The 24004-nt window shown below is 63.0% G+C and carries 21 protein-coding genes; 4 read left to right on the top strand and 17 right to left on the bottom strand.

Features of this window, described 5'->3' with window-relative positions; translation table 11 throughout:
* Nucleotides 1-10 precede the first annotated feature (10 nt).
* Entirely contained in the window at nt 11-934 is a 924-nt protein-coding gene (gene tal / locus HX803_RS21280; RefSeq protein WP_178923268.1) for a transaldolase, read from the top strand.
* A gap of 51 nt (nt 935-985) precedes the next feature.
* Here the strand turns inward: tal and aqpZ are convergent, their stop codons facing one another.
* From aqpZ to HX803_RS21210, 14 genes are all read right to left on the bottom strand, one after another.
* On the bottom strand, nt 986-1690 hold the full coding sequence (aqpZ, locus tag HX803_RS21275; RefSeq protein WP_178923266.1) for an aquaporin Z: 705 nt from the start codon (nt 1688-1690) through the stop codon (nt 986-988).
* 137 nt (nt 1691-1827) lie between these two features.
* Entirely contained in the window at nt 1828-2187 is a 360-nt protein-coding gene (locus HX803_RS21270) for a lysozyme inhibitor LprI family protein (protein ID WP_178923264.1), read from the bottom strand.
* Nucleotides 2188-2198: 11 nt separating this feature from the next.
* Nucleotides 2199-3383, bottom strand: a complete 1185-nt coding sequence (locus tag HX803_RS21265) for a sugar transporter (protein ID WP_178923262.1) — start codon at nt 3381-3383, stop codon at nt 2199-2201.
* A 124-nt stretch (nt 3384-3507) separates the two neighbouring features.
* On the bottom strand, nt 3508-3867 hold the full coding sequence (locus HX803_RS21260) for a type 1 fimbrial protein (protein ID WP_178923259.1): 360 nt from the start codon (nt 3865-3867) through the stop codon (nt 3508-3510).
* 55 nt (nt 3868-3922) lie between these two features.
* Nucleotides 3923-4207 (bottom strand): hypothetical protein, encoded by a 285-nt coding sequence (locus HX803_RS21255; RefSeq protein ID WP_178923257.1) that lies wholly within the window; start codon nt 4205-4207, stop codon nt 3923-3925.
* A complete protein-coding gene (locus HX803_RS21250; RefSeq protein ID WP_178923255.1) occupies nt 4204-5415 on the bottom strand; it encodes an EAL domain-containing protein in 1212 nt (403 codons plus the stop codon). Before HX803_RS21250 ends, HX803_RS21255 begins: the two co-directional genes overlap by 4 nt.
* 9 nt (nt 5416-5424) lie before the next feature.
* Entirely contained in the window at nt 5425-6543 is a 1119-nt protein-coding gene (locus HX803_RS21245; protein ID WP_178923253.1) for a fimbrial protein, read from the bottom strand.
* A 12-nt stretch (nt 6544-6555) separates the two neighbouring features.
* Entirely contained in the window at nt 6556-9126 is a 2571-nt protein-coding gene (locus tag HX803_RS21240) for a fimbria/pilus outer membrane usher protein (protein ID WP_178923251.1), read from the bottom strand.
* Between the two features lie 26 nt (nt 9127-9152).
* Entirely contained in the window at nt 9153-9890 is a 738-nt protein-coding gene (locus HX803_RS21235; protein WP_256732900.1) for a fimbria/pilus periplasmic chaperone, read from the bottom strand.
* A gap of 62 nt (nt 9891-9952) precedes the next feature.
* Entirely contained in the window at nt 9953-10498 is a 546-nt protein-coding gene (locus HX803_RS21230; RefSeq protein ID WP_178923249.1) for a fimbrial protein, read from the bottom strand.
* 334 nt (nt 10499-10832) lie between these two features.
* A complete protein-coding gene (locus tag HX803_RS21225; RefSeq protein WP_372339934.1) occupies nt 10833-14504 on the bottom strand; it encodes a transporter substrate-binding domain-containing protein in 3672 nt (1223 codons plus the stop codon).
* On the bottom strand, nt 14505-15131 hold the full coding sequence (locus HX803_RS21220; protein ID WP_178923245.1) for a response regulator transcription factor: 627 nt from the start codon (nt 15129-15131) through the stop codon (nt 14505-14507). It abuts the gene before it with no gap.
* A gap of 63 nt (nt 15132-15194) precedes the next feature.
* Nucleotides 15195-15980: an EAL domain-containing protein gene (locus HX803_RS21215; RefSeq protein ID WP_178923243.1), complete on the bottom strand. Its 786-nt coding sequence runs from the start codon at nt 15978-15980 to the stop codon at nt 15195-15197.
* Nucleotides 15981-16087: 107 nt separating this feature from the next.
* Nucleotides 16088-17086 carry a bile acid:sodium symporter family protein gene (locus HX803_RS21210; RefSeq protein WP_178923242.1) on the bottom strand — a complete coding sequence of 333 codons (999 nt, stop codon included), beginning with the start codon at nt 17084-17086 and terminating at the stop codon, nt 16088-16090.
* 85 nt (nt 17087-17171) lie between these two features.
* Here HX803_RS21210 and HX803_RS21205 point away from each other — a divergent pair, with 85 nt between their 5' ends.
* Complete coding sequence (locus HX803_RS21205) at nt 17172-17960, top strand: helix-turn-helix domain-containing protein (RefSeq protein ID WP_178923240.1); 789 nt, start codon at nt 17172-17174, stop codon at nt 17958-17960.
* A gap of 3 nt (nt 17961-17963) precedes the next feature.
* Here the strand turns inward: HX803_RS21205 and HX803_RS21200 are convergent, their stop codons facing one another.
* Complete coding sequence (locus HX803_RS21200) at nt 17964-18434, bottom strand: Lrp/AsnC family transcriptional regulator (protein ID WP_178923238.1); 471 nt, start codon at nt 18432-18434, stop codon at nt 17964-17966.
* 123 nt (nt 18435-18557) lie between these two features.
* Between HX803_RS21200 and HX803_RS21195 the strand changes: the two genes are divergently transcribed.
* The gene (locus tag HX803_RS21195) at nt 18558-19802 is read left to right on the top strand and encodes a methionine gamma-lyase (RefSeq protein WP_178923236.1); all 1245 of its coding nucleotides are present in this window, start codon (nt 18558-18560) and stop codon (nt 19800-19802) included.
* A gap of 227 nt (nt 19803-20029) precedes the next feature.
* A complete protein-coding gene (locus HX803_RS21190; RefSeq protein WP_178923234.1) occupies nt 20030-20701 on the top strand; it encodes a response regulator transcription factor in 672 nt (223 codons plus the stop codon).
* Nucleotides 20702-20834: 133 nt separating this feature from the next.
* On the opposite strand, the gene HX803_RS21185 is transcribed toward HX803_RS21190, so the two are convergent.
* Complete coding sequence (locus HX803_RS21185; protein WP_178923232.1) at nt 20835-22793, bottom strand: MacB family efflux pump subunit; 1959 nt, start codon at nt 22791-22793, stop codon at nt 20835-20837.
* Between the two features lie 3 nt (nt 22794-22796).
* Complete coding sequence (gene macA, locus HX803_RS21180; RefSeq protein WP_178923230.1) at nt 22797-23948, bottom strand: macrolide transporter subunit MacA; 1152 nt, start codon at nt 23946-23948, stop codon at nt 22797-22799.
* Nucleotides 23949-24004: the final 56 nt, after the last annotated feature.

The raw sequence follows: 24004 nt of genomic DNA, 5'->3' as shown, positions 1-24004 counted from the left end.
ACTGCTGCCCATGAAGTCCAAGCTCGAACAACTCAAAGCGTTCACCACCGTGGTCTGCGACACCGGCGACCTGGAAGCCATCAGCCGCCTGCGCCCGGTGGACGCCACCACCAACCCGTCGCTGCTGCTCAAGGCCGCGGCCATTCCGGAATATGCCGAACTGCTGCGCAGCGCCGTCGCCCACTCCAAGGGCAATGTAGACCTGGCCTGCGATCACTTCGCGGTATCCGTGGGGGCCGGCATTCTCAAGGTGATCCCGGGGCGTATCTCCACCGAAGTGGATGCTCGCCTGTCCTTCGACGAGCAAGCGCTGTGGGCCAAGGCCAACCAGTTGATCGCCCTGTACGACCAGGCCGGTATCGGCCGCGACCGCGTGCTGATCAAGCTGGCCTCCACCTGGGAAGGCATCCGCACCGCCGAGCGCCTGGAAAAAGCCGGTATCCAGACCAACCTCACCCTGCTCTTCTCCTTCGCCCAGGCCGTGGCCTGCGCCGACGCAGGGGTGTTCCTGATCTCGCCATTCGTGGGCCGCATCTACGATTGGTACCGCAAGAACACCGGCCTGGACTACACCGGTGCCGAAGACCCGGGTGTGCAGTCGGTGACACGCATCTACAACTACTACAAGGCCAACGACATCCCGACCGTGGTCATGGGCGCCAGCTTCCGCACCCTCAGCCAGATCGAAGAACTGGCGGGGTGTGATCGCCTGACCATCAGCCCGGACCTGCTGCAAAAGCTGGCCGACGACAACGGCACACTGGCACGCAAACTGGTGCCGGGCGCCACGGGTGAAGCGCGCCAACCACTGACCGAAGCGCAGTTCCGTTGGGCGTCGAATGAAGATGCAATGGCCACCGAAAAACTCGCCGAAGGCATTCGCCAGTTCGCGCGGGACCAGGAAAAACTCGAGGCCGTACTGGCTGCGCTGTAACGCAGGTTTTCTGCAGGAGCGCACAAGCGCGCTCCTGCAAAAGCCGCCGTATCACGCCGGGCTGCGTTCGTCCAATGCACGCGCCGACAGCGCCCCCAGCACGCCACCAACCATCGGTGCCAGCCAGAACAGCCACAGCTGCGCAATGTATTCGCCGCCTGCAAACAACGCCGGGCCGGTGCTGCGTGCAGGGTTGACCGAAGTATTGGTCACCGGGATCAGGATCAAGTGAATCAGGGTCAAGGCCAGGCCGATGGCAATCGGCGCAAAGGCGGCGGCCGGGCCCGGCGCGGTGACGCGCATGATGATCAGCACAAAGAAGAACGTGGCGATCACTTCAGCCACCAGCGCGGCCTTCATGTCGAACAGGCCCGGGCTTAACGCGCCGTAGCCGTTGGCCGCAAAGCCGCCCATCTCGAAACCTGGCTGGCCGTTGGCAATCACATACAGGGCCGCAGCCGCGGCAATCGCACCGATGACCTGCGCCACGATATACGGCAACACCTTTGCACCGCACACGCGCTGCCCCACCCACAGGCCGACGGTCACCGCCGGGTTGAAATGCCCGCCGGAAATCCCCCCCACCGCATAGGCCATGGTCAACACGGTGAGACCAAACGCCAGGGCTACGCCGGCAAAACCAATGCCCAACCCAGGAAATGCCGCCGCCAGGATCGCACTGCCGCAGCCGCCGAACGTCAGCCAGAAAGTGCCCAGAAACTCTACAGTCAAACGCTTTTGCACACGCGACTCCATTGCTACTCAGGTGCCGTCACACGGGATGTGTGCGGTCCTGGGCGACGGTAGCAATGCGTAACCAGATTCTCCGTGAGACTTGTCTGGTTTTTATGAGGTCTTCTTTACCGGGCTTCGAACACCGCCTGCACTAACGTTCAGAACGGCCCCTTCGTCATCACCCGCTCATCGATAAACCCACGCAGCATGCCAATCCGCTGCGTATAGGCATCGCTCAAACAGCTCACGTTCGCGCCGCAGGTGTGGCGTTTTTTGAGCCATTCGGCCTGCCCGTCCATCAACGAACCGCGTCCGCCCATGGCCATGAAGTGCTTGTTCAGGTCGTAGAGCAACGCCATGGTCACATCCTGGTCATTGAGGCTGACGTGCTTGCAGATGGTGATTTCGTCAGGCGCCTTGGCCTTGGTGCAGTCGAAACTGGCGGCAGAGCTTGAGGAGCTGAGCAGCAGCGCCGACGCGCTGGCAAGCAATGCAAACACCGCAGGTTTTATCGTCATACGCTGCCTCCTCATGGACGGGGAACACCCGTGCCGAATCTGCGAATCGCCAGGCAATAGCCGATCAGCGCCACCGCTGCCAGCAAGCCGCCCGCCGCGCCGATCCAGGCGAAGCCGAAGTGGCTGCCAACCCAACTGCCCATCAGCGCGCCGCCGCCGATGCCGATGTTGTAGATGCCGGAGAACATCGCCATGGCCACGTCCGTGGCATCCGGCGCCAGTACCAGCACCTTCGATTGCATGGCCAGGCCGAATCCCATGATCGCCATGCCCCAGAACACACTCAGTGCCACCAGGTACGACTCGGCCCCGCTCAGGGGCAACAGCAACGCCAGGCAGGCGGCCAGGATGGAGACCGCGCCGACCACGAACAGGTGCGGGTTGAAGCGGTGCACCAGGCTGAACAGCAGCGAGCCAATGATGCCCGCGCCGCCGAAGACCAGCAGGATCAGGGTCACGGCGCCGCCGCTCATGCCGGCCACGCCTTCGACGAAGGGTTCGATGTAGCTGTAGGCGGTGAATTGCGCGGTCACGGTCATGGCGGTGAGCACGTAGAGCGCCACCAGCGCCGGACGCTTGAACAGCAACGGCAGGCTGCGCAGGGAGCCGGAGTTCTGGCTGGGCAGCAACGGCAAGGTGCGCGCCAGCCAAAACACCAGGGCGGCCGCAAAGGCACCGATCACCAGGAACGTGGTGCGCCAGCCCATGGCTTCGCCCAGCAGGCGACCCAGGGGAATACCCAGCACCATTGCCAGGGACGTGCCCGTAGCCAGCAGGCCGAGGGCTTGCACCTGCTTGCCTTCTGGCGCCAGGCGCACCGCCAGCGAGGCGGTGATCGACCAGAACAGCGCATGGGACAAGGCAATACCGACCCGGCTGAGCATCAGGATGCCGAAGCTGGTGGCGACACTGGACAGGACATGGCTGGCGATGAACAGGCCGAACAGCACGATCAGCAATTTGCGCCGCTCGACGTTACGGGTCAGCAGCATCACCGGCAGCGAGGTCAGGGACACGATCCAGGCGTAGATGGTGAGCATCAGGCCGACGCTGGCGATGGGCATGTCGAAGCTGGCGCCAATGGCGCTGAGCAGCCCGACGGGGACGAATTCGGTGGTGTTGAACACAAACGCGGCCAGCGCGAGGGCGATGACCGGTTGCCAGTTGGCTTGGGGGGTTGCGGCTGAAATGCTCATTGAAGGGCGCGGTACTCTGGCGATGATCAAGCGGCCGCCCAGGACAAGCGCCGCCGCCGAGCATTCTATAGGTTTGCGGCCCGGTTGTTGACGCTCATCCGGCTCAAAATAACCTCAACCGTCCTCAGGGTGCGGTCATGGTGACCACGTAGGCCCCCGATTGAATGGGCTTGCCCCGTGAATCCACCAGCACATACCGCTGGTCGTAATAACGCCCCTCGCCGCTGTCCGTCACCAGCTTGACGTTGACCGCAGCGTTGCCCAGCGCCTGGACGCTACGGGCAGGTTGTACGTCGAACTGGCTACCGCGAGACGCTTGCGGGCAGTTTTTCAACAGCATTGCGGCGCCGCCCGGTGCGTCCGGCACACAGCCAGGCTCGACAATGCTCCCGTGAAACTGAATGACACCCGAGGAGGCGGCCATGCAGTTTCCCGCCCACACCGCAAGAAAGCCGGTAACCAATGACAAACGCTTGAGGTTCATGCCGACGCTCCTTCTTGTGTAGTTAAGAAGGTAGTCGTCCACGACGGCTCGGACTTTAGGCCGTTTGTCGCTGGGGCACCGCGTAGATCAACGCCTGGCCCACCCGTGGGTGCTCCAGGCAATAGGCCGACAGGTCAAAACGCTCGCTCGCGGCCAGGCTGGCATTCACCAGCACCAGGTCAAAGCCCAGGCCGCCATAATCGAGCAGCGTGAGCATTTCATCCAGGCTCGACACCGGCGCAATGGCGTAATAGCCCTGGCGATTGAAGTCCTGTTCCAGGCGCAGGCGCTGGTGGTGCTGCGGGTCGGCGATCATGATGCGCAGGGCTTTATTGATCATGGCTGGCTCCAGCGGCGCAGTTGCGCGTTGCCTTGCAGCAGGCGCAACAGGTCGGCGCCCTGCATCGGCCGTGCATGCCAGTAGCCCTGGCCCTGGGTGCAGCCCAGTTCCAACAGTTGCTGGTGCTGCTCGGCGGTTTCGATACCCTCCACCACCACCGACATGTCCAGGGTCTTGCCCAGGGCCAGGGTGCTGCCGATCACCGCGCGGCAGCGTGGCTCATGGGCCAGGCCACGGACGAATTCGGCGTCGAGCTTGATCTCGTTGAACGGCAACTGGCACAGGCGCTGCAACGAGGAAAACCCGGCACCGAAATCATCGATGGACAGGCGGCAACCGAGCATGCGCAGGCGCACCAGGTTTTCCAGGGACACGGCAGGCACTTCCAGCAGGCCGCTCTCGGTGAGTTCAAAGGTGATGCCTGCGCAGGGTGCCTGGTAGGCACTGAGCAGGCCCTTGATATGGGCGGTCAAGCCGGCATCGGCCAACTGCGCTGCGTGCAGGTTGAACGCCAGGTCCAGGCTCAACCCCTGGCCCTTGGCCTGACGTTGCAAGGACAGGCCCTGGCGCATCAGGGCAAACAGCAGTTCGTCCATCAGGCCGGCTTTTTCCATCGCCGGCAAAAACACCGCAGGCGACTGCACCCCCTTGAACGGGTGGTTCCAGCGCGCCAACACTTCCACCCCGAGCACGGCACCGGTCTGCAGGTCGAACTTGGGCTGGTACCAGGCCTCCAGTTGCTGGTCGAGAATGGCCTGGCGTACCTGCGGTTCATCGGCGATGTCCAGCGGCGACTGCACGTCAGGGACCACCGGGCGCTGGCTCAACGCGAGTTCCAGCAATGGCTGCAGGGCTTCGGCCTGCAACGGCTTGCCAATATCCCCGAGCATGTTCACCCCCAGCAACGCCCCCATCTGGCGCACCGCGCGGCGCACATCCCAGGGCAGGCCACTGCTGACGATGATCGCGCCCACCTGCCCGGTGGCACTGATGCGCTGGATAAACTCCAGGCCGTCCATGCCATCCATTTGCAAGTCACACACCACCACATCCACGCGGCCGGCGCGGTGCAGCGCCACCAGGGCCTCGTCGCCATTGGCGGCTTCCAGCACTTCGCCACAGCCCAGTTGCTTCAACAAGCTGACGGCCACGGAACGTTGGAACAGGTGGTCCTCTAGTACCAGGACCCGCAGCGGTAGAAATGACATGAAAAAGCCTCAGTAATAGTCAATGGTGAAGGTGGCGGTGGCATTCGCCGGACCGGCCGTGATGCGGTCTTCGGTCTGGATGTAGCGGGCCTTGAGCGGTATGGAATAGCTGGCCCCTTCATCGGCACGCGGTGTGATACCACTGGCACGCAAGGTGGCCAGGGGCAAGGGCGTGCCGTGACTGTCGGCCACCTGCACTCCCACACCGGTAGCGGCCGGGCTGTCGCCGGGCGCACTGGGGTTGACGTTCAAAATGCCTTGAGTGGGGTTGACCGCCGCCAGCGTCGGGTCGATGCGCACCCGCAGTACGTTGCTCTTGCGCGAGTCCAGGTTGCCCACCAGGCCGCTGCCGCCATCGCTGGTCCAGGTCGGCCCACTGCTCTGGTAGTAGCCGTTGAACGCCGGGCAGTTGTTCAGGGCAATGGAGAAATCCTTCCAGGGCGTGAAGGTGTTGCGCCCGGAAAACTCACTGAGTTGATGGCTGCCCATGGGCACCGCGACGTCCGGCGTGGCGCAGGTGCGCGAGACGATATTGATGCTGCCGGAGAAGTTGAGACGGATCATGTCCATCGTCAGGTCGGTGATCAGGTTGCGACCCGGCGATGGGATGTTGCTGCCATTGACGACACCCGCAGACACAGGCCCGGTCTTGATGAAAAGAACCGTGAACGAGAGCGTCCCCGTGCCCATCGAAACGATGCAGGTGACGGTCCAATTGGTGCAGTTCATCCAGTTCCAGTCATAGGGCACGGCATCATTGCCATGCGTCACCACGATGCCGATCCCGGGCACGCCACTTTCATAGATTTTCCCGGCATAGGGCCCCGACGACCAACTGCTCAACGGCATCGGCGTGCGGGTGAAGAAGTTGCGTTCAATCGCGTAGGTGCTGATGTCGTTGCACGTGGTTTTGATGACGCTGGCGGGAGCGAACGTCTGGCGATACACCTCGGCCCCCAAGGGCACATCACGACCCACCGTAATGTTCGTCCCCAACAACGGCATGGTGGCGGTCACTCCCCGGTTGCCCAACGGGTTGTCGTCCGAAAAGCGGCACACGGCGGCGAACGAAACCTGGCTGCCGAACACACTCAACACACACGCCAGAATGGCCAATACAGACTTCATATAACCTCCGAATCAGTTCGACCGCGCAGCGTTGAGCCGCGACATGTCCGTTGGCGCCGCACACACCACATCCAGCTGGCGCAGTTGCTGGCCGTCACTTTTGCCGGCGGGCAGCGGCAACGCACACTGCTGGCCGGCCTTGGTTCCCCAACTGATCAACAAACGCCGTGCATCGTCCTTGACCCGCGCATACAGCTGACCACCCTGCCCCACCACGCCCACGGACACGCCCCGGTCATCGGTCACGCTGGCGCCGAACGGCAGCGCACTGCCATCGGTGAGCGTCACGTTGAGCAACAGGGCTTCACCGGTGCTGGTGCCGTACTTGAGGGCCACCACCGCACCGGCACGCGGCGCGACTTGCTGGCTGGTTTCGGTGAGCTCCACGTCCAGGGAAGAGCCGATCGGGTCGATCGCCACTTCGTTCAATTCATAGGGGCGCAGGTAAGGCACCACCGCATTGCCCCGGCCATCGAGCTTGAGACCCGGGAAGCCGACCACCTTGGCGCCCTGGGCACCTGGGGCGCTGATCACGGCCATGGTTTCGCCGCGATACGGGGTAAACGTCACCCCCTCGGGGTGGGCCACCACGCTGCCGCTGGCGTTCAGCGACAGGCTGTCGTAGCCCTGCCCACGGCTGACCGTGCCGCCGACAACCGCCTTGGGCCCGATGTATTGGCCGTTGACCGAGGTGCTGTTGGCACCGCTGGCGCCTTCATGGCCACCGGTGAGGCTGTATTGATACTGACGATCCTCGCCAGCGGTGCCGCTGAGGGTCGCCTGCTCGCTGTAGGTGCCCTGGGTGTCACGCATGACCCGCGCCGACAGTTGCGGCTGACGGGTGGACTTGCCGAACTCCAGGGGCATGCTCACGGTGAACAACAGGCTGGTGTCCATCTCGCCCAGGCCGACACGGCTGCGGTTGGCACTGATGCCATAGCTGACCTGGCGCACCTGCTTGCTGTAGCTGAACTGGTATTGCACATCGCGGCCCGGCTGGTTCCAGTAATTCTGGGTAAAGCCGCTGAACGCCACCTGGCCCCACGGGCCGAGGCTCTGGTTGGCGGTAAGCGACACACGGCTGCGCGGGCGCCCGAACAGGCTGGTATCCAGGCCCGTGCGCTCGGCGTCCAGCAGTTGCATCGCGTTGGTGAAATCCAGGTAGTCCTGGGTGGAAAAACGCGTGGCCGCCACGGCGAAGTTGCTGCCGGTGCTGAGGATGTTCTTGCTGTAGCTCATGCGCACGCTCTGCCCTTTGGCCTGGCCGCTCTTGAGGTCGGTCTGGGCCTGGGTCACGTCCACGGCCATGGCGCCAATCGGCGTGCCGAACGCCAACCCGCCGAGCAGCGCGCGATAGTCGTCGCTGCCCTGTACGCCGCCGTAGCCGGTGAAGATATTGCTCAGGCCCAGTTGGTAGGTGCCTTGCACCAGCCTGGCCTGGCGGTCGAGGTAGTTGCTGCGGGTTTCACCGGCGGTCACGCTGAAGCGCGAGGTGCCAGGGCGCAGCAATTGGGCGGTGGCGGCGTAAGGCACGACAAAGCGTTGTTCGCTGCCATCGGCCTCGTACACGGTCACGTCCAGGTCGCCGCCATAGCCGGTGGCGTATAGGTCGTCGATCACGAAGGCGCCCGGCGCCACCGTGGTTTCGTAGAGCAGGTTGCCGGCCTGGCGCACCGCCACCCGTGCCCCGGTGCGGGCAATGCCTCGGATCACCGGTGCGTAGCCGCGCTGGGATTCGGGCAACATACGGTCATCGGTGCCCAGCTGCACGCCGCGATAGGCCAGGGTGTCGAAGATCTCGCCACTGGTATTGGCCTCGCCCACGGTCAGCTGGCTTTGCAGGCTTGTCACGTCGCGCTGGGCGTAGGTGTTGAGGGTCTGGTAATCCTGGCCCGCGTCCTTCTGCCAATTGAGCGAGCCGTTGTGGCGCAGGCGCCAGTCGCCCAGGTTCAAGCCGGCATTCAGGCCCAGGTAGGCCGAGTCGTAGGTGCCGAAGTCGGTCTTATTGTGGTTGGCGTTGAAGGTGTAGCTCAAGGTGCCGGCCGTGACGCCACGGTCCCACAGTTCAGGGCTGACATACCCACGGGCGTCCCGGCGCAAGGCCACCTGCGGAATGCTGATATCCAACTGCTGGTTGTCCGGCGAAAAGGTCGCGGTGGCGCCTTCGATCAACTGGCCCAGGTCCAGGCACGTGGCGCCGCTCTCCAGGGCGGCGCTCGCGTGGGCCGACAGCTTGTGCATGTCCACGCCAATCAGTTGCAGCAGGCCGCTGTTGAAACACACCACGGGGTGGCTGCCGTCGGCATCGGCGTTGATACGGATGTCCTGACGGCTGACCAGGTTGCCGTTGACCGCCACGTCCGCCCGATAGTCACCCGGCAGCACCGGGTTGCTCTTCTGGTACGCGGTGAGGTCGAGGCTGCGGGAGTCCTCGGGCAGGAAGGCGTCGTTGAACTGCACGTCTTCAGCCCACGCCGACGGCGCCAGGCACCCTACCAGCGCGGTGATGACACCCACTGCGAGCGGGTTGAGGGCAAAGCGCGGTTGCGCCTGCGGGCCGTGGCCCAGGCCTGGAATAGTCATGGTCAGTTACTCGTGCGCGATGGGAGTCAGGGCTTGAGCGGTTGTTGCATCGGCATCAGGGCGCCGTAATCGTTGATGGCGTTGAACTCGACCTGGCCTGCGCCGGGCAAGGCCTTGAGGCCATTGACCGCAAACACGCGGGTCGCACCCGGGTCGACCATGCCGTTCTCACCGTCGAAGCGCTGGTTGCCGGTCGCGAGGGTCAGTTCCACCAGCGACACATGGAACGCGCTCGGGTTGTAGGCCTGCAGCGCATAGCCCTGGCCCTGCGGGACGACCTTCCATTGCAGCCCGGCGGGTGCCTCGGTGGCACTGCCCGGCAGGCCATCGGGGCGGTAGAAAATCTTGATCCGCGAGCGAAACGCCATCTGCAGCATATTGAGGTCCACCGGGCCATCGGCCTTGGGCGGGATTTCCAGGATGTTGAGCCAGTACACCGACTCTTTATCGCTGGCCAACGGCGCGCCGGTGAACATCAGGCGCAGGCTCTGGCCCTTGCTCGGGTCGATGCGCGACACCGGCGGCGACAGCACGAACGGTGCCTTGGAACTGGTGGGACTGGCGTTGATATCACCGGTATCCACCCAGGCCTGGACCAGCGCGGGGTGCATCCCGTTGTTGTTCAATTTGACGGTGATTTCCTTCTGGCCCGCGGGGTAGACCAAACGGGTGCCGGTGATCACCACACCGGCCATGGCCTGGGAACAGACCAACGTGGCGAGGGCCACACATGCGCTACGGCGGAGCATTTTCAGGCAGGACATAACACACCTCATCAGCCGCACATCGGCGCGCCGCACAGGCCGCGCGCAGATGTGACTGGGGCTTACTGGTAGTCGACGTTGTACGTGATGGAGCTGACCACGGTGCCGGCGGTGGTGGTGCCGGTGGCGAAGTACTGCACGGCGTACGGCATGTTCGCCGTGCCGCTGGCGTCGATGGTGTTGCGGGTGGTGCGGGTGAGCTGGTTGGTGTTACCGGCCTGGATCACCGCGCCGCCTTGGGCGTCGACCAGTTGCAGCTGCACATTGGTGGCGGTGCCGGTCATGTTGTTCAAGTTGCCGGTGACCGGGTCCACAGTGGCGCCCGAGTTGAAGAACGCCGCAGCCGTGGCGGCAGAACCGACGCAGTTGCTCAACTGGATGTTGAAACCGGTACGGCCTTCGGCCTGGCCGGCAGCGGTCAGCAGGCCGGTAGAGATGGTCGGCAGGGTCACGGTAGCGACGGCCGGGCTGACAACACCGTCAACGGCGATGGTGCAGGTCTGGTTGACCAGCTCACCGTTGAAATTGATAGTGCCATCGGCAGCATTGGCGAACTGGGCGCCGGTGGCGCAAACCAGGGCTGCGAGCGAGAGGGCTTTGATCTTCATGGTGCAACTCCAAGGGGAAAGTTTTAATCACTGTCGCCATGCACGGATGAGTTGCCAGGCGCCGGATACGCGCCTGAAATAAACAAAGCATCTGCTGTGTCGACGTGATTTATTTTCCGCCTCGGAATTACCCAACCATGTAGTCCCCATCCCCGCAACACGTAGGAAATTTCCCACACCACACACTGTAGTGAGCGGGCTTGCCCCGCGCCGGGTGGCGAAGCCGCCCCAATTCGGGTGTCGTGTTTTTTCAGGGAGTGCGCGGTGTCCGGGGCGCGAGGCAAGCTCGCTCACTACAGGCGTGTGGCGGCGCCAATTTGGGCGCCGTGGTTTTTCAGGAAGTACGCGGCGCCTGGGGCGCGAGGCTAGCTCGCTCACTACAAGCCAGGTAGGTGTCGAGGTGGTGTTCGAGTTGTTCCATGGCTTGTTGCAAGGTGTCGACGGCGTCGGTCAAGACCGCCGAATTGAGCCCTTCGCAGGCGGCTTCCAGGGCTTCGCAGGCCTGGATCAGGCGTTGCGCCTTGATGATCCGTGCGCCGCCCTTGACCCGGTGCGCCAGGTCGGCCAGGCCGGTGACGTCGTGCTGGGTGAACAGCTGCATCAAGCGGGACATGTCCTGCTGGTTGCTGGTGGCCAGGTCGTGCAGCAGGCTTCTGATCGAGGCCTCGTCGCCCCGGCTGAGTTGTTCCAGGCTGGTGAGGTCGATGTCGTCCGGCAAGGCCTCGACCGGTGCCGGCACGCTTTCCGGGGTCAGGGAGGTCAGGCGTGCGCTCAGGTCCTGCAGGCTGATGGGCTTGAACAGGCAATCATCCATGCCCGCCGCCAGGCAGCGGTCTTTTTCCTCGGGCTGGGCATTGGCGGTCAGGCCGAGGATCAGCCCGGATTGCAGGCCCCGGGAACGCTCTTCGTCACGGATCGCCCGGGCCAGTTCATAGCCATTCATCAACGGCATATTGCAGTCGGTGATGACCACGTCGAAATGCTCTGCACGCCAGGCCCGCAAACCATGGGCGCCGTCCTCGGCATCCACCACACGGTGGCCGAGGTAGTGCAGTTGCTGGGTGAGCAACAGACGGTTGGCCGGGTAATCGTCGATCACCAGCACCTTCAGCGCCTGGGACGCCGGCATCTGCATCGGCTCGGCAGCCGGCGCATGTTCCAGCGCCGCCAGGGTCGGCAAGCTGGCGCGCATTTCCACTTGGGTGCCCTGCCCCAGCACACTGTGCAGCACCAGGCTGCCGCCCATCATTTCGCACAACGTACGGCTGATCATCAGGCCCAGGCCAGAGCCTCCGCGCGCCGACTGCCCATGGTTGCTGGCCTGGGCAAACGGGCTGAACAGACGCTGCTGGTCTTCGTTGGAAATACCGCTGCCGGTGTCCTCCACTCGCAGGCAGATCGCCAGGCGCTCGTCATCGGCGCCAGGTTCGGCGCTGACCCGCAGGCGCACCTGGCCTTGGCCGGTGAACTTGATCGCATTGCTCAACAGGTTGGAGGCAATCTGCTTGAAGCGCAGCGGGTCCACCAGCACCTCACGGTTGATACTGGCATCCAGGTCGAGGATCAACTGCAGCTGTTTCTGCCGCGCCAGCCCTTCGAAAATCCGCGCCACCGATTCCACCAGCTCGCGCAGGTTGGCGCGCTCCGGTGCCAGGGACAGGCGACCGGATTCGATGCGCGCGATGTCGAGGATATCGCCGATCAGGTCCAGCAGGCCGCGAGCCGCACCCGACGCCACTTCGATGGAGAAACGGTCGGTGACGCCCTGGTCGGCCTTTTTCATCGCCAGTTCGAGCATGCCAATGATCGCGTTCATCGGCGTGCGGATTTCATGGCTCATGGTTGCCAGGAACGTGGTCTTGGCCCGATTGGCCGCGTCGGCGCCTTCCTTGGCTTCACGCAGGGCTTCGAGCAAATGCTGGCGTTCGCTGATGTCGATCCAGCCGCCGATCATGCCGCTGACTTCACCGTCACTGCCGCGATACGGCAGCATCCAGTGGTAGATGGTCAGCACGTTGTCCGGCCCCATGGTCAAGCGACGGTCCTGCACCCGGGGTACGCCGTCGGCCATCACCTGCAAATAGTCTTCGTGGTAGGCGGCGGCTTCGTCGGCGCGCTTGAGCACGCCTTCGACCACCGTCTTGCCGAGCACGGTGTCACGCTCCACGCCGAAGACGTCCAGGTAACCGCTGTTGCAGATGCGCAGTCGCCCTTCACGGTCACGCACATAAATAGGATGCGGCGTGCCGTCGATCAACACGCGCATGAACTCCATCTGGTCATTCAACGCGATCTGCGCCTGTTTGCGCTGGCGCATCAACATGCGCAGGTAGGCGATCCAGCCGAACGCCACCAGCAGCAAGATCGCGGCAACGGCAAAGCCTTGCAGGATCAGCGCACGGTTGCGCAGCCAGTAGCTGTCATCCACGGCAATTTCACTGCGCCAACGGTTGGTGACTTCGTCCATCTCCTCCGGCGGGATGCTCAGCAGCGCTTTCTCCAGGATCGAATACAGCTCCAGCGCACCGCGCGACGTGGCGAACGCAACCCGCGCCGATTCGGTGCCGACCGTGGTGGTGATGCGCAACCGGTCGCGGTATTGGCGCGAGATCATGTAGCGCGCCGTGATCAACGAATTGACCGCCGCATCAGCCTCGCCATTGGCCACTTGGGCCATGGCTTGCTGGGCGTTCTGCGCGTTGACCAGGGTGATATTCGGGTACTCACCCAGCAACTGGTCGCGCACCGGGTTACCGGTGATCACGGCCAGGCGCTTGCCGGCCATGTCATCCAGGGTGGCCGGGCTGTCCGGGCCGGTGCGGCTGACCAGCACGTAAGGGGTGCTCAAGTAAGGCCGCGTGAAGCGCATCTGGCTTTCACGGGATTGGCTGGGGGTGACGGTAATCAACAGATCGGCCTTGTCCGTGCGGATCTGCTCGATCATGCCTGCCACCGACTGCGTGCTGCGTACATCGAACTTCAAGCCGGTGCGCAGCGCGACCTTGGCCAGCACATCGGCGCTGATGCCACGGAATTCGCCGTCTTCGTTGAAAAACGAGAACGGCACAAAGCTGTCGTCGACCGACACCCTCACATGGGCGTGCGCGGCCATCCAGCGCAGCTCGCTGGCGCTGAAATTCAGTGCGGTGCGCCCTGGCATGCTGCCACCGCCCGCGCTCCAGCGGCGCAGGATGGTCATGCGCTCGCCCTGGGGGATCGCCGCCAGCGCGGTATTGATGATGTGCAACAAGCGGCGGTTGCCCTGGGCCACTGCAAACGAGAAGTTGCTGACCTCCATCCGCGAGAAGTCGGCCAGCTGCACGTTGTTCAAGTAGTTCTTGTTGATCAGGTACTGGGCGCTGATAGAGTCGCCCAGGTACACGTCGGCATTGCCGAAGGCCACGGCGCCGATTGCGCTCAACGTCGAGGGATAGAGTTGCAAGGTGGCCTTGGGGTAGAACGCCTCGACGGCCTGCGGCGGCAGGTAGTGGTAGAGCATCGCGATCTTCTTGCCGGCCAGGTCCTCGGTCAGGGTCTGGCTGTTGGCGACCTGGGTCACCAGGGTTGGCTGGTCCTCGGCGTAGGAGGTCGACATCAGCAGGTCATGGTCGGCCTGCTCAAACCCATTGGCGGTGCCGAGAAAATCCACCTCGCCGCGCTTGAGCGCCTCGATCACATCGGCCCGGGACGCAAAGCGGTGCACCTCCACCGGTGTACGCAGTAGTTCGCTGAGCAGGGTGGCGTAGTCGGCGGTGATGCCTTCGTAATCGCGGCCATTGGTGGTCATGCCAAACGGCGAATAATCCGGGGCGGACGCGCCCAGCACCAGGGTGCGTTTGCTGCGCAGCCAGCTCCAGTCCTGCTCGGCGAGCGAGACCGCGTACTCCGACACATGGGAGCGGCCCAGGACCTGATAGGTATCGGCCGGTGCGGCCGCCAGCACGGCACCATTCAGGGTGCCGGCGAGCAGCAAGCCCATCAGCCATTTACGCGAGGACATGTTCATTCAGACCAGGTTATTGCGCTTGGCGAAATCGGCCAGGTACACCACCGATTTGACCTTGAGCTTCTCGATCAGGCGCGTCTTGTAGGTGCTGATGGTCTTGTTGCTGAGCAGCATCGCGTCGCCGATTTCCTTGTTGCTCAAGCCCTGGGACAGCTGCTGCAAAATGGTCAGCTCGCGGTCGGACAGGGTCTGGATCAATTCCAGGTCGGTGGTTTCGGCGTCACTGCGGCGCACCGAGCTGTGGGCCAGGTTGGGGAAGAACGTGTAGCCACCCATGACCGCCTTGATCGCCTTGATCAGCTCATCCAGGTCGTTGGTCTTGGAGATATACCCCGCCGCGCCGGCCTTCATGCAGCGCATGGAATAGAACAGCGGCGACTGCGAGGTCAGCACCAGGATCTTGCACCGCAGGCCCAGGCCGCAAATGCGCGCGATCACTTCCAGGCCATCGAGCTTGGGCATGGCGATATCCAGCACGATCAGTTCAGGCTCGTGTTCACGGGCCAACTGCACCGCGTCGGCGCCATTGTCGGCCTCGGCCACCACCTCGAAGCCTTCCTGCTTGAGGAGCATCTTCACCGAGGAGCGAATAAACGGATGATCGTCCACGACTAACGCTTTAAACATAACAACCCCTGTGAGACACGCCGCCACAAAATACACGAGCGCGACCTGAGTGTAGGAAATTTCTTAGAACTTTGAATAGCCGGACGCCTGCGCTTCCAGCCAAGGTAGCAAACGGTAGCCCGCCATGGGCCGCGCCAGGTAAAACCCCTGGCCCAGCTCGCAGCCCAGGGCCAGCACGCCGTCCCGGATCTGCGGGTTGCTGACGCCCTCGATCACCAGGCCCATGCCCAGGAACCGCGAGAGTGCCAGGGTGCTGCTGACCAGGCTGGGGCTGTGGCGCACAAAGCCACCGTCGAGCTTGAGTTGGTTGAAGGGCAGTTGACAGAGCAACTTGAGGGAGGAAAATCCGTTGCCGAAGTCGTCGATGGCCAAGCCGCAGCCCAGCATACGCAGGCGCAGCAGGTTTTCCTGGACCGCCGGCGAGGCGTTCAGCAAACCGTTCTCGGCAAATTCGAACACCAGGGAAGAACCGGAAAACCCGTGCTGCCCAAGGGCCCACTGGATGTGAGCGACCAGGGCGCCACCGAGCAATTGCGAAGCGTGCAGGTTGAACGCCAGCTCCAGCGCTATGGACTGGCGGCGCAACACGCCGAGCAGGCTCAGCCCCTGTTCGAGCAATTGCTTGAACATGTCGTCGATCAGGTCGTAGGCCAGCACGGCGGCCAGGAAGTCTTCGGGCAACAGCACGCCCCGCGCCGGGTGTTCCCAACGCACCAAGGCCTCCACGCCCGCCAGTTGGCCGGTGTGCATGAAGAACTTGGGTTGGAACCAGGCGCGAAACTCACCCAGGGCCAGGCCACGCTGGATCTCCAGCTCACTGGGCAAGGGTTTGACGGGGGAAGAGTCCATGCTTACCAACCACTTTGCGGGTGCGAATGGGGTAATAGTGGCCGGGAATAGTCTTGATCTATAAGGGAAACGTCCCACCTATACGTAGGAAATTTCCCAAGACCTCATTAAGGATCAACCTGCGCCATCAGTTCCGGAATCGACTCCGGCCGCTTGGCATAGCGCTGCGCCAGGGCGGCGCAGACCATCAGCTGGATCTGGTGGAACAGCATCAGCGGCAGAATCAGCACGCCCATGGTCGCCCCGGCAAACAGCACCTGAGCCATCGGCACACCGGTCGCCAGGCTCTTCTTCGAGCCACAGAACAGGATGGTGATGCGGTCTTCCTGGTTAAAACCAAAGGCCTTGCCCAGCAGCGTCGACGCCACCAGCACCAGGACCAGCAACACACAGCACGCCACCACCAGGCCACCCAGTTCCCACAGCGGGATCTGGTGCCAGATGCCTTCATTGACCGCCTCGCTGAACGCGCCGTACACCACCAACAGGATCGAACCCTGATCGACAAATTTCAGCCAGGCCTTGTTGCGGCCGACCCACTCGCCGATCCAGCGACGGGCGATCTGCCCGGCAATAAAGGGCAGCAGCAGTTGCACACTGATTTTCAGGATCGCGTCGACGGTCGAACCGCCATCGCCATGCACGTTGAGCAACAGGGTGACCAGCAGCGGCGTCAGGAAAATCCCGAACAGGCTGGAGGCCGCTGCGCTGCAGATGGCCGCCGGGATATTGCCCCGCGCCAGGGAGGTAAAGGCAATCGCCGATTGCACCGTGGCCGGCAACGCGCACAGGTAGAGCATGCCCATGTACAGGTCTTTGCCGATCAGCGGCGACAGCACCGGCTTGAGCGCAAGGCCCAGCAGCGGGAACAGTACAAAGGTCAGGCTGAATACCAGCAGGTGCAGGCGCCAGTGGCCGGCACCGGCCACGATGGCCTGGCGCGACAGCTTGGCGCCGTGCAGGAAAAACAGCAGCGCGATGGCCAGGTTGGTGACCCAGCCAAAGGCCACGGCGGTCTGGCCGCTGGCGGGCAGCAAGGAGGCGAGGATCACCGTGGCAATCAATGTCAGGGTGAAGTTGTCAGGCAGAAAACGCGGGCGGGTCATAAGCAAATCTTCCAGGGGTTGCCAAGAGCATCCTCGCGACTCTAACGTAACGGCTTGTTACCGACTAACGCCAATGAGCCAGTAAATGCCGCCTAAAGGACATGACAAGACCGTCCGCCGCACAGTGCCTGGGCTTTCCAGCCTGCCACGCCCGGTGTATGGGCGCACCGAATCACTGCCCAACCGGGCGCTGACCCGTCGGCATAGCCACCCGTGGGTGCAGTTGTCCTACGCGATTTCCGGGGTGCTGGAGATTCAGACCAGCGTCGGCCGCTTCGTCGCGCCGCCCCAGCGTGCGGTGTGGATCCCCGCAGGCGTGCCGCACCGGGTGTTCAGTTCGCCCCACACTGAAATGCGCAGCCTGTACCTCGATTGCAGCGTGACCACCTGGGCGGCCGAACGCTGCCATGTACTGGAGGTGAGCAGCCTGTTGCGCGAGTTGATCCGCAGTTTCAGCGAGTTGCCCGTGGAGTACGCCGAAGACGGACCCGACGGGCGTCTGGCCCAGGTGGTGCTGGACCAACTGGCGGCCGCCCCTCAGGTCGACCTGATGCTGCCCCTGCCCCTGGACCCGCGCCTGCGCCAGATCTACCGCAGCCTCAACGCGCACCCGGAACAGCAGACCACCCTGGGCCAGTGGAGCCAGAAACTGGGGGTGAGTGAGAAGACCCTCAGCCGCTTGTTCCTCAGTGACACCGGCCTGACGTTTCGCGCCTGGCGCCAACGTCTGCGCTTGCTGACCGCCCTGCCCGCCCTGGAGCAAGGCGAACGGGTGACCGATGTGGCGCTGGGCTGCGGGTATGAGTCGACGTCGGCGTTTATCAACGCGTTTCGCCAACAATTCGAGGCGACACCGGGGGAGTTCTTTCGCTGAGCTTTATCCCGGCAACGGGATCACGCGCAAGGGCCGGACCGACTTGTAGGAAAAGCTCGAATAGATCTCCTTGACGCACGGCAGGGTCTGCAACACCTCGCGGGCAAACTCGCCAAACGACTCCAGGTCCTTGGCCACCACTTCGAGCAAAAAGTCATAGCGTCCCGACACGTTGTGGCACGCCACGATCTCCGGAATTTCCAGCAGCCGCTGCTCGAACTTCCGGGCGATTTCCTGGGTGTGGCTTTCCATCATGATGCTGACAAAGGCCGTCACCCCATACCCCAGGGCCTTGGGCGACAGGATCGCCTGGTAGCCGCTGATCACCCCGCTGTCTTCCAGGTTCCGCACCCGTCGCCAGCAGGGCGAGGTGGTCAGGGAAACGCGGTCGGCCAGTTCGGCCACGGTGAGGCGAGCATTGCCCTGCAGGGCGTTTAACAGGGCTTTGTCGGTGCGGTCCAGACTCACGGGCATAACGTGCCTCAATTCATTATTTTTATAGGAGATTCATCCCAGGACGCGGGATTTGTGCGCATTTTTTGCAAAGTTCATCTCTGGTTATGAGCATAGCATTGTAGGAAATAAGGAGCGTCCGACATGAACAATAAACACAATGCATTCGGCTTTTCCACCCGCGCCATCCACCACGGCTACGACCCCAAGGACCACCACGGCGCGCTCGTGCCGCCCACCTACCTGTCGGCAACCTTTGCCTTTCCCACCGCCGAATATGGCGCGGCGTGTTTTGCCGGCGAAGCCAACGGCCACTTCTATACGCGCATTTCCAACCCGACCCTGGCGCTGCTGGAATCGCGCATGGCCACCCTGGAAAACGGCGAGGCGGCGGTGGCGTTCAGCTCCGGGATGGGCGCCATCGCCGCCACCTTCTGGACGTTGCTGCGCCCCGGCGATGAGGTGATCGTCAGCCAAACGCTCTACGGCTGCACCTTCGCACTGCTGCACCACGGTATTGGCGAATTCGGCATCAAGGTGCGCCACGTCGACCTCACCGACCTGGACGCCCTGCGTGCCGCGCTCTCCCCCGCCACGCGCATGATCTATTGCGAAACCCCGGCCAACCCCAACCTGCAACTGGTGGACATTGCCGCCGTGGCCGACATCGCCCACGCCCACGGCAACATCACGCTGGTGGTCGACAACACCTACTGCACCCCATACCTGCAACGCCCCCTGGACCTGGGCGCGGATGTGGTGGTGCACTCGGCCACCAAATACCTCAGCGGCCATGGCGATATCACGGCGGGCATCGCCGTGAGCAGCCACACGCTGGCCCAGCGTATCCGCCTGCAAGGGCTCAAGGACCTGACCGGTGCCGTGATGTCGCCGCAGGATGCGTCGTTGTTGATGCGCGGGCTGAAAACCCTGGCGCTGCGCATGGACCGCCATTGCAGCAACGCCCTGGCCGTGGCCGAGGCGCTGCAAGCCCATCCGGCTGTTGCGAGCGTCACCTACCCTGGCTTGCGCTCGTTCGCCCAGTACGACCTGGCGGCGCGGCAGATGAGCCAATCAGGCGGCATGATCGCCTTCGAACTCAAGGGCGGGATCGACACTGGCCGGCGCTTCATGAACGCACTCAAACTGTTCACCCGCGCGGTCAGCCTGGGGGATGCCGAATCCCTGGCCCAGCACCCCGCCAGCATGACCCACTCCACCTACACGCCCGAGGAGCGCGCGGCCCACGGCATCAGTGAAGGCCTGGTGCGCCTGTCGGTGGGGCTTGAAGATGTCGCCGATTTGCTGGCAGATGTGCAACAAGCCCTGGCCAAATGCACACGTACAACCCCGCGTCATACCGCGATGGTCGCGCACGCCGTCAGATAGTGCTCAAGCACGGCGTTTTCCCAAAACGGTGGTCGGACAGGTCCGACCACCGTTTTGTGCTTTTAAAGTGGTTTTTTTGCAGATTGGATCCCCATCCTTTCGCCAGGCTGTACTAGCATACGTTCCGACGGAGAGCATTATCACTGTGGGTTATTCGCACTTGCTACCTTCTTAATCCCCGTCGCTATATAGCCGAATGCCTGCACTTGAAACTCATGGACGAATTGATGAACTCACACCTGTTCCCACATATAGGCAAGGTCATCGCCAGCACCGGCAGTCGCCATTTCCCACGCATGCTGCATGACCTCATCCTCACCCAACTGGCAGTGGACGCCACGCATATCTCGCAGCTGCGGGTGAGTTCCGAAGGGCAACTGCGCCGCAAGATCAGCCCTGTGTACACCGATTCGATGACCGCGCTGGGGCAAGAACAGCCCGCCGCGCAGTTGCACCTGACGCGGCGCAAAGACGACATGCGCTACGTGCTGTCGGTGTACCGCGCGAGCCAGTCCGACAGCTTTTCGCCCCAGGAGCGCAGCATGTTGCAGGACTTTTCCTCGCTGTTGCTGCCCATGGTGGAAAAACACATCGCCGCCATCCAGCCGTGCCGCACCGACAGCGAACTGCAGGTGCCGCAAAGCCAGGGCATCGACACCCTGCGCCGGCGCATTGAAGAACGCCTGGTGCAATCGGGGCTGACCTTGTCCAACCGTGAACTGGAAGTGTGCGTCGGCCTGCTGGCCGGGCGTACCGCACCGGAATTGGCGGAGCAACTGGCGTTGAAGGTCAACACCATCGAAAGCTACCTCAAGCGCGCGTCGATCAAGCTGGGGATCAGCGGGCGGCATTCGTTGTTGCGGTGGATGTATGCCACTGAAGAAACCGCCAGTTTTTAAGTCCACGCAGATCTAAAATGTAGGAGCGGGCTTGCTCGCGAAGGCGGTGGATCAGTGAATGAATCGGTTGACTGATACGCCGCCTTCGCGAGCAAGCCCGCTCCCACATTGAGTATCCAGTGCCTGGGAGGTATCAATCCCGGGCCAATGCCTCGATCGGGTCCAGGCGTGCGGCGTTTCGTGCCGGCACGAAGCCAAACACAATGCCGATCATCGTCGAACAGGCGAACGCCGTGACGATCGAGCCCAGGGAAAACACCATTTCCCATTCCTTCACGAACAACGAAAACAAATAGCCAATGGCAAATGACAGCGAGATGCCGATCATCCCGCCGATCAGGCACACCATCACCGCTTCCACCAGAAACTGCTGACGGATATCCGACTGCCGTGCGCCCACCGCCATGCGGATGCCGATCTCACGGGTGCGTTCAGTCACCGACACCAGCATGATGTTCATCACCCCGATGCCTCCCACCAACAACGAAATCACCGCAATCAACGACAACAGCAACGCCAGCGAACGGCTGGTTTTCTGCACCGTCTGCATGATGCTGTCGAGGTTATTGGTGAAGAAGTCCTTGGTGCCGTGGCGTTGCAGCATCAGCTTGTTGACGTTGTCTTCCACCACCTTGCTCGGCTGGCCGTCCTTGATGCGCACGGTGATGCTGTCCAAGTGGCGTTGCCCCAGCAGCCTTCCTGCCGCCGTTTCATAGGGCACCCACACGTTCAACGCCTTGCTCGCGGCGAACATGTTTTTGTTGTCGGCCGTCACCCCGATCACCGTGCACGGCAGGTTCCCCACCAGGATCACCTGGCCGAGAGGGTCGATGTTCGGACCGAACAGGCGCTGGCGGGTGTTGTGGTCGATCACCACCACCTGGGCCTGGCGCCGCGCATCGCTTTCGCTGAAGGCAATACCGGCCTCGAGCTTGAGGCCCTTGACCTTGAAGTAGCGGTCGCTCACGCCGTTGACCTGCGCATCCAGGTCGATGTTGCCAAAGCGCAGCAACAGGTTGCGGCCCACCACCGGCGTGGCGCTGTCGACGTAATACAGCTGGTTCAGCGCCTCCACATCCGACGGCATCAAGGTCTCGATGGCCGAGGCACGGCTGTCGCCAAAACTGGTGCCGGAAAAGATGTCGATGGTGTTGCTGCCGATCGCCTGGATGTCCTTGAGCACATAGCGCTTGGCCCCTTCGCCGATGGCCGAGATCGACACCACCGAGGTGATACCGATGACGATCCCGAGCATGGTCAGCAGCGTGCGCATGCGGTGGGACACCAGCGCGACCCAGGCCATGTTGAACGCTTCCTTGAACAACCCCAGGCTGGCCACCAAACGCCGGGCTCCGCTGCGCTTGGGCTCGATGGGCGCCTCAGTGTTCAGCTCCAGCCCGACGCTGTCGTTGGCCTTGTCACTGACGATCTCGCCATCGCACACCTCGACAATGCGCTGGGCATTGGCGGCCACCTTGGGGTCGTGGGTGACGATGATCACCGTGTGCCCGGCCGCGTGCAGCTCGGCGAGGATACGCATCACCTCCTTGCCGCTGTGGGTATCGAGGGCGCCGGTGGGTTCATCGGCCAGGATCACTTCCCCGCCGTTCATCAAGGCCCGGGCAATACTCACCCGCTGTTGCTGCCCGCCCGACAACTGGCTGGGTCGGTGGGTGGTGTGCCCCGCCAGGCCCAGGCGTGCAAGCAGCTCCCGTGCGCGGCTGTGGCGCGCGGTTTCCGGCGTGCCGGCATAGATCGCCGGCATTTCCACGTTGTGCAAGGCACTCAAGTGCGCCAGCAGGTGGTAGCGCTGGAAGATAAAACCGAAGTAGTCGCGGCGCAGTTCCGCCAGTTGTTCATCGCCCAGGGAACGGGTTTCGATGCCGTTGATCTTGTAGCTGCCGGCCGTGGCGTAATCCAGGCCGCCGAGGATGTTCATCAGGGTGGACTTGCCCGACCCCGAGGCGCCGATGATCGCGACCATCTCCCCGGCCTCGATCGTCAGGTCGATGCCCTTGAGCGCAATGAACTCGCGCTCGCCGGCCATGAAACTGCGGGTGATGCCCTTGAGCTCCAACAGTGGCTGGGTCATCGATCAATTCCCCGCCACGGCCGGCGTGGCGTCGCCGATCACCACGTTGTCACCTTCGGCCAGGCCTTCGAGCACCTGCACCTTGACGTTGTTATTGATGCCGGTTTTCACCTCCCGCGACACCGCCTTGCCCTTGGCGTCGAGCACCCGCACCGAGTAGGTGCCATCGTTGTTGCGCGGCCCCAGCGCCGCCACCGGCACCATCAGCGCCGCCTGGGCGGTGTCGAGCACGATGCGCACCTGGGCCGTCATGGCGATGCGCAAGCGATGATCGGGGTTGGGCACGTCGAACAACGCGTTGTAGAACACCGCCGTGTTCTGCTTGGGCGTGCCGGCGGGCTGGGTTTCGAGGAAGTTCTGCGGCGCCGGTTCAGTGCCACGCAGCTTGGCGTAGTAGCGTTTGTCCGCCTCGCCGAGGATGGTGAAGTACACCTGCTGGCCCGGGCTGATGTGAATCACATCGGCCTCGGAGACCTGGGCCTTGACGGTCATAGTGTCCAGGTCTGCGAGCTTGAGCAGGACCGGCGCCAGTTGGCTGGCGATCACGGTCTGGCCTTCCTGGGTGACGATGCCCACTACATCGCCGTCGATGGGCGCGACGATGCGGGTGTAGGCCAGGTTGACCTTGGCAGTGTCGATCTGGATGTGGGCGCTTTTGATCTGTGCGTCCAGGGACAGCAGGTTGGCCTGTTGCACCTGATAGGTGGATTCGGCGTCCTCGAAGTCCTGGCGGGAGACCGATTCGTCGATTTGCAGGCCTTTGTAGCGCTCGTACACGGACTTGGCTTGCTTGAGTTGGGCGGCCGTGGCGCGGCGTTGGGCCTGGAGGTTTTCTTCGTCGACCTGGGCTTTGCGCAGGGTGTTCTGCAGGATCAAGGGGTCGATTTCGGCGAGCCATTGGCCCTTCTTGACCTTGTCGCCGACTTTGACTTTGAGGGATTTGAGCTGGCCGGAGACTTGGGCGCCGACGTCGACCTGTTTGATGCCTTCGAGCAGGCCGGTGGCCAGGACGGCGTTTTCGATGTCACCGCGTTCGGCGGTGGCGGTGAGGTATTGGGGGGCGTCGGCGGGGGCTTGGACGGTGTAGATGAGTAGGCCGATGGCTACGGCTAATACCGTTAGCATTCCCAGCTTGCGTAACTTTGACTTTTCCATAGATGGCCTTTGATCGTGTACATATCCGTTACTTGGGTAACGGCTGATATGGGTTC

This window comes from Pseudomonas sp. P7548 (genome assembly GCF_013386585.1).
Lineage (GTDB): Bacteria > Pseudomonadota > Gammaproteobacteria > Pseudomonadales > Pseudomonadaceae > Aquipseudomonas.
Note: the sequence above shows the minus strand (reverse complement) of the source record. Positions and strands in the feature narration are given on the sequence as shown.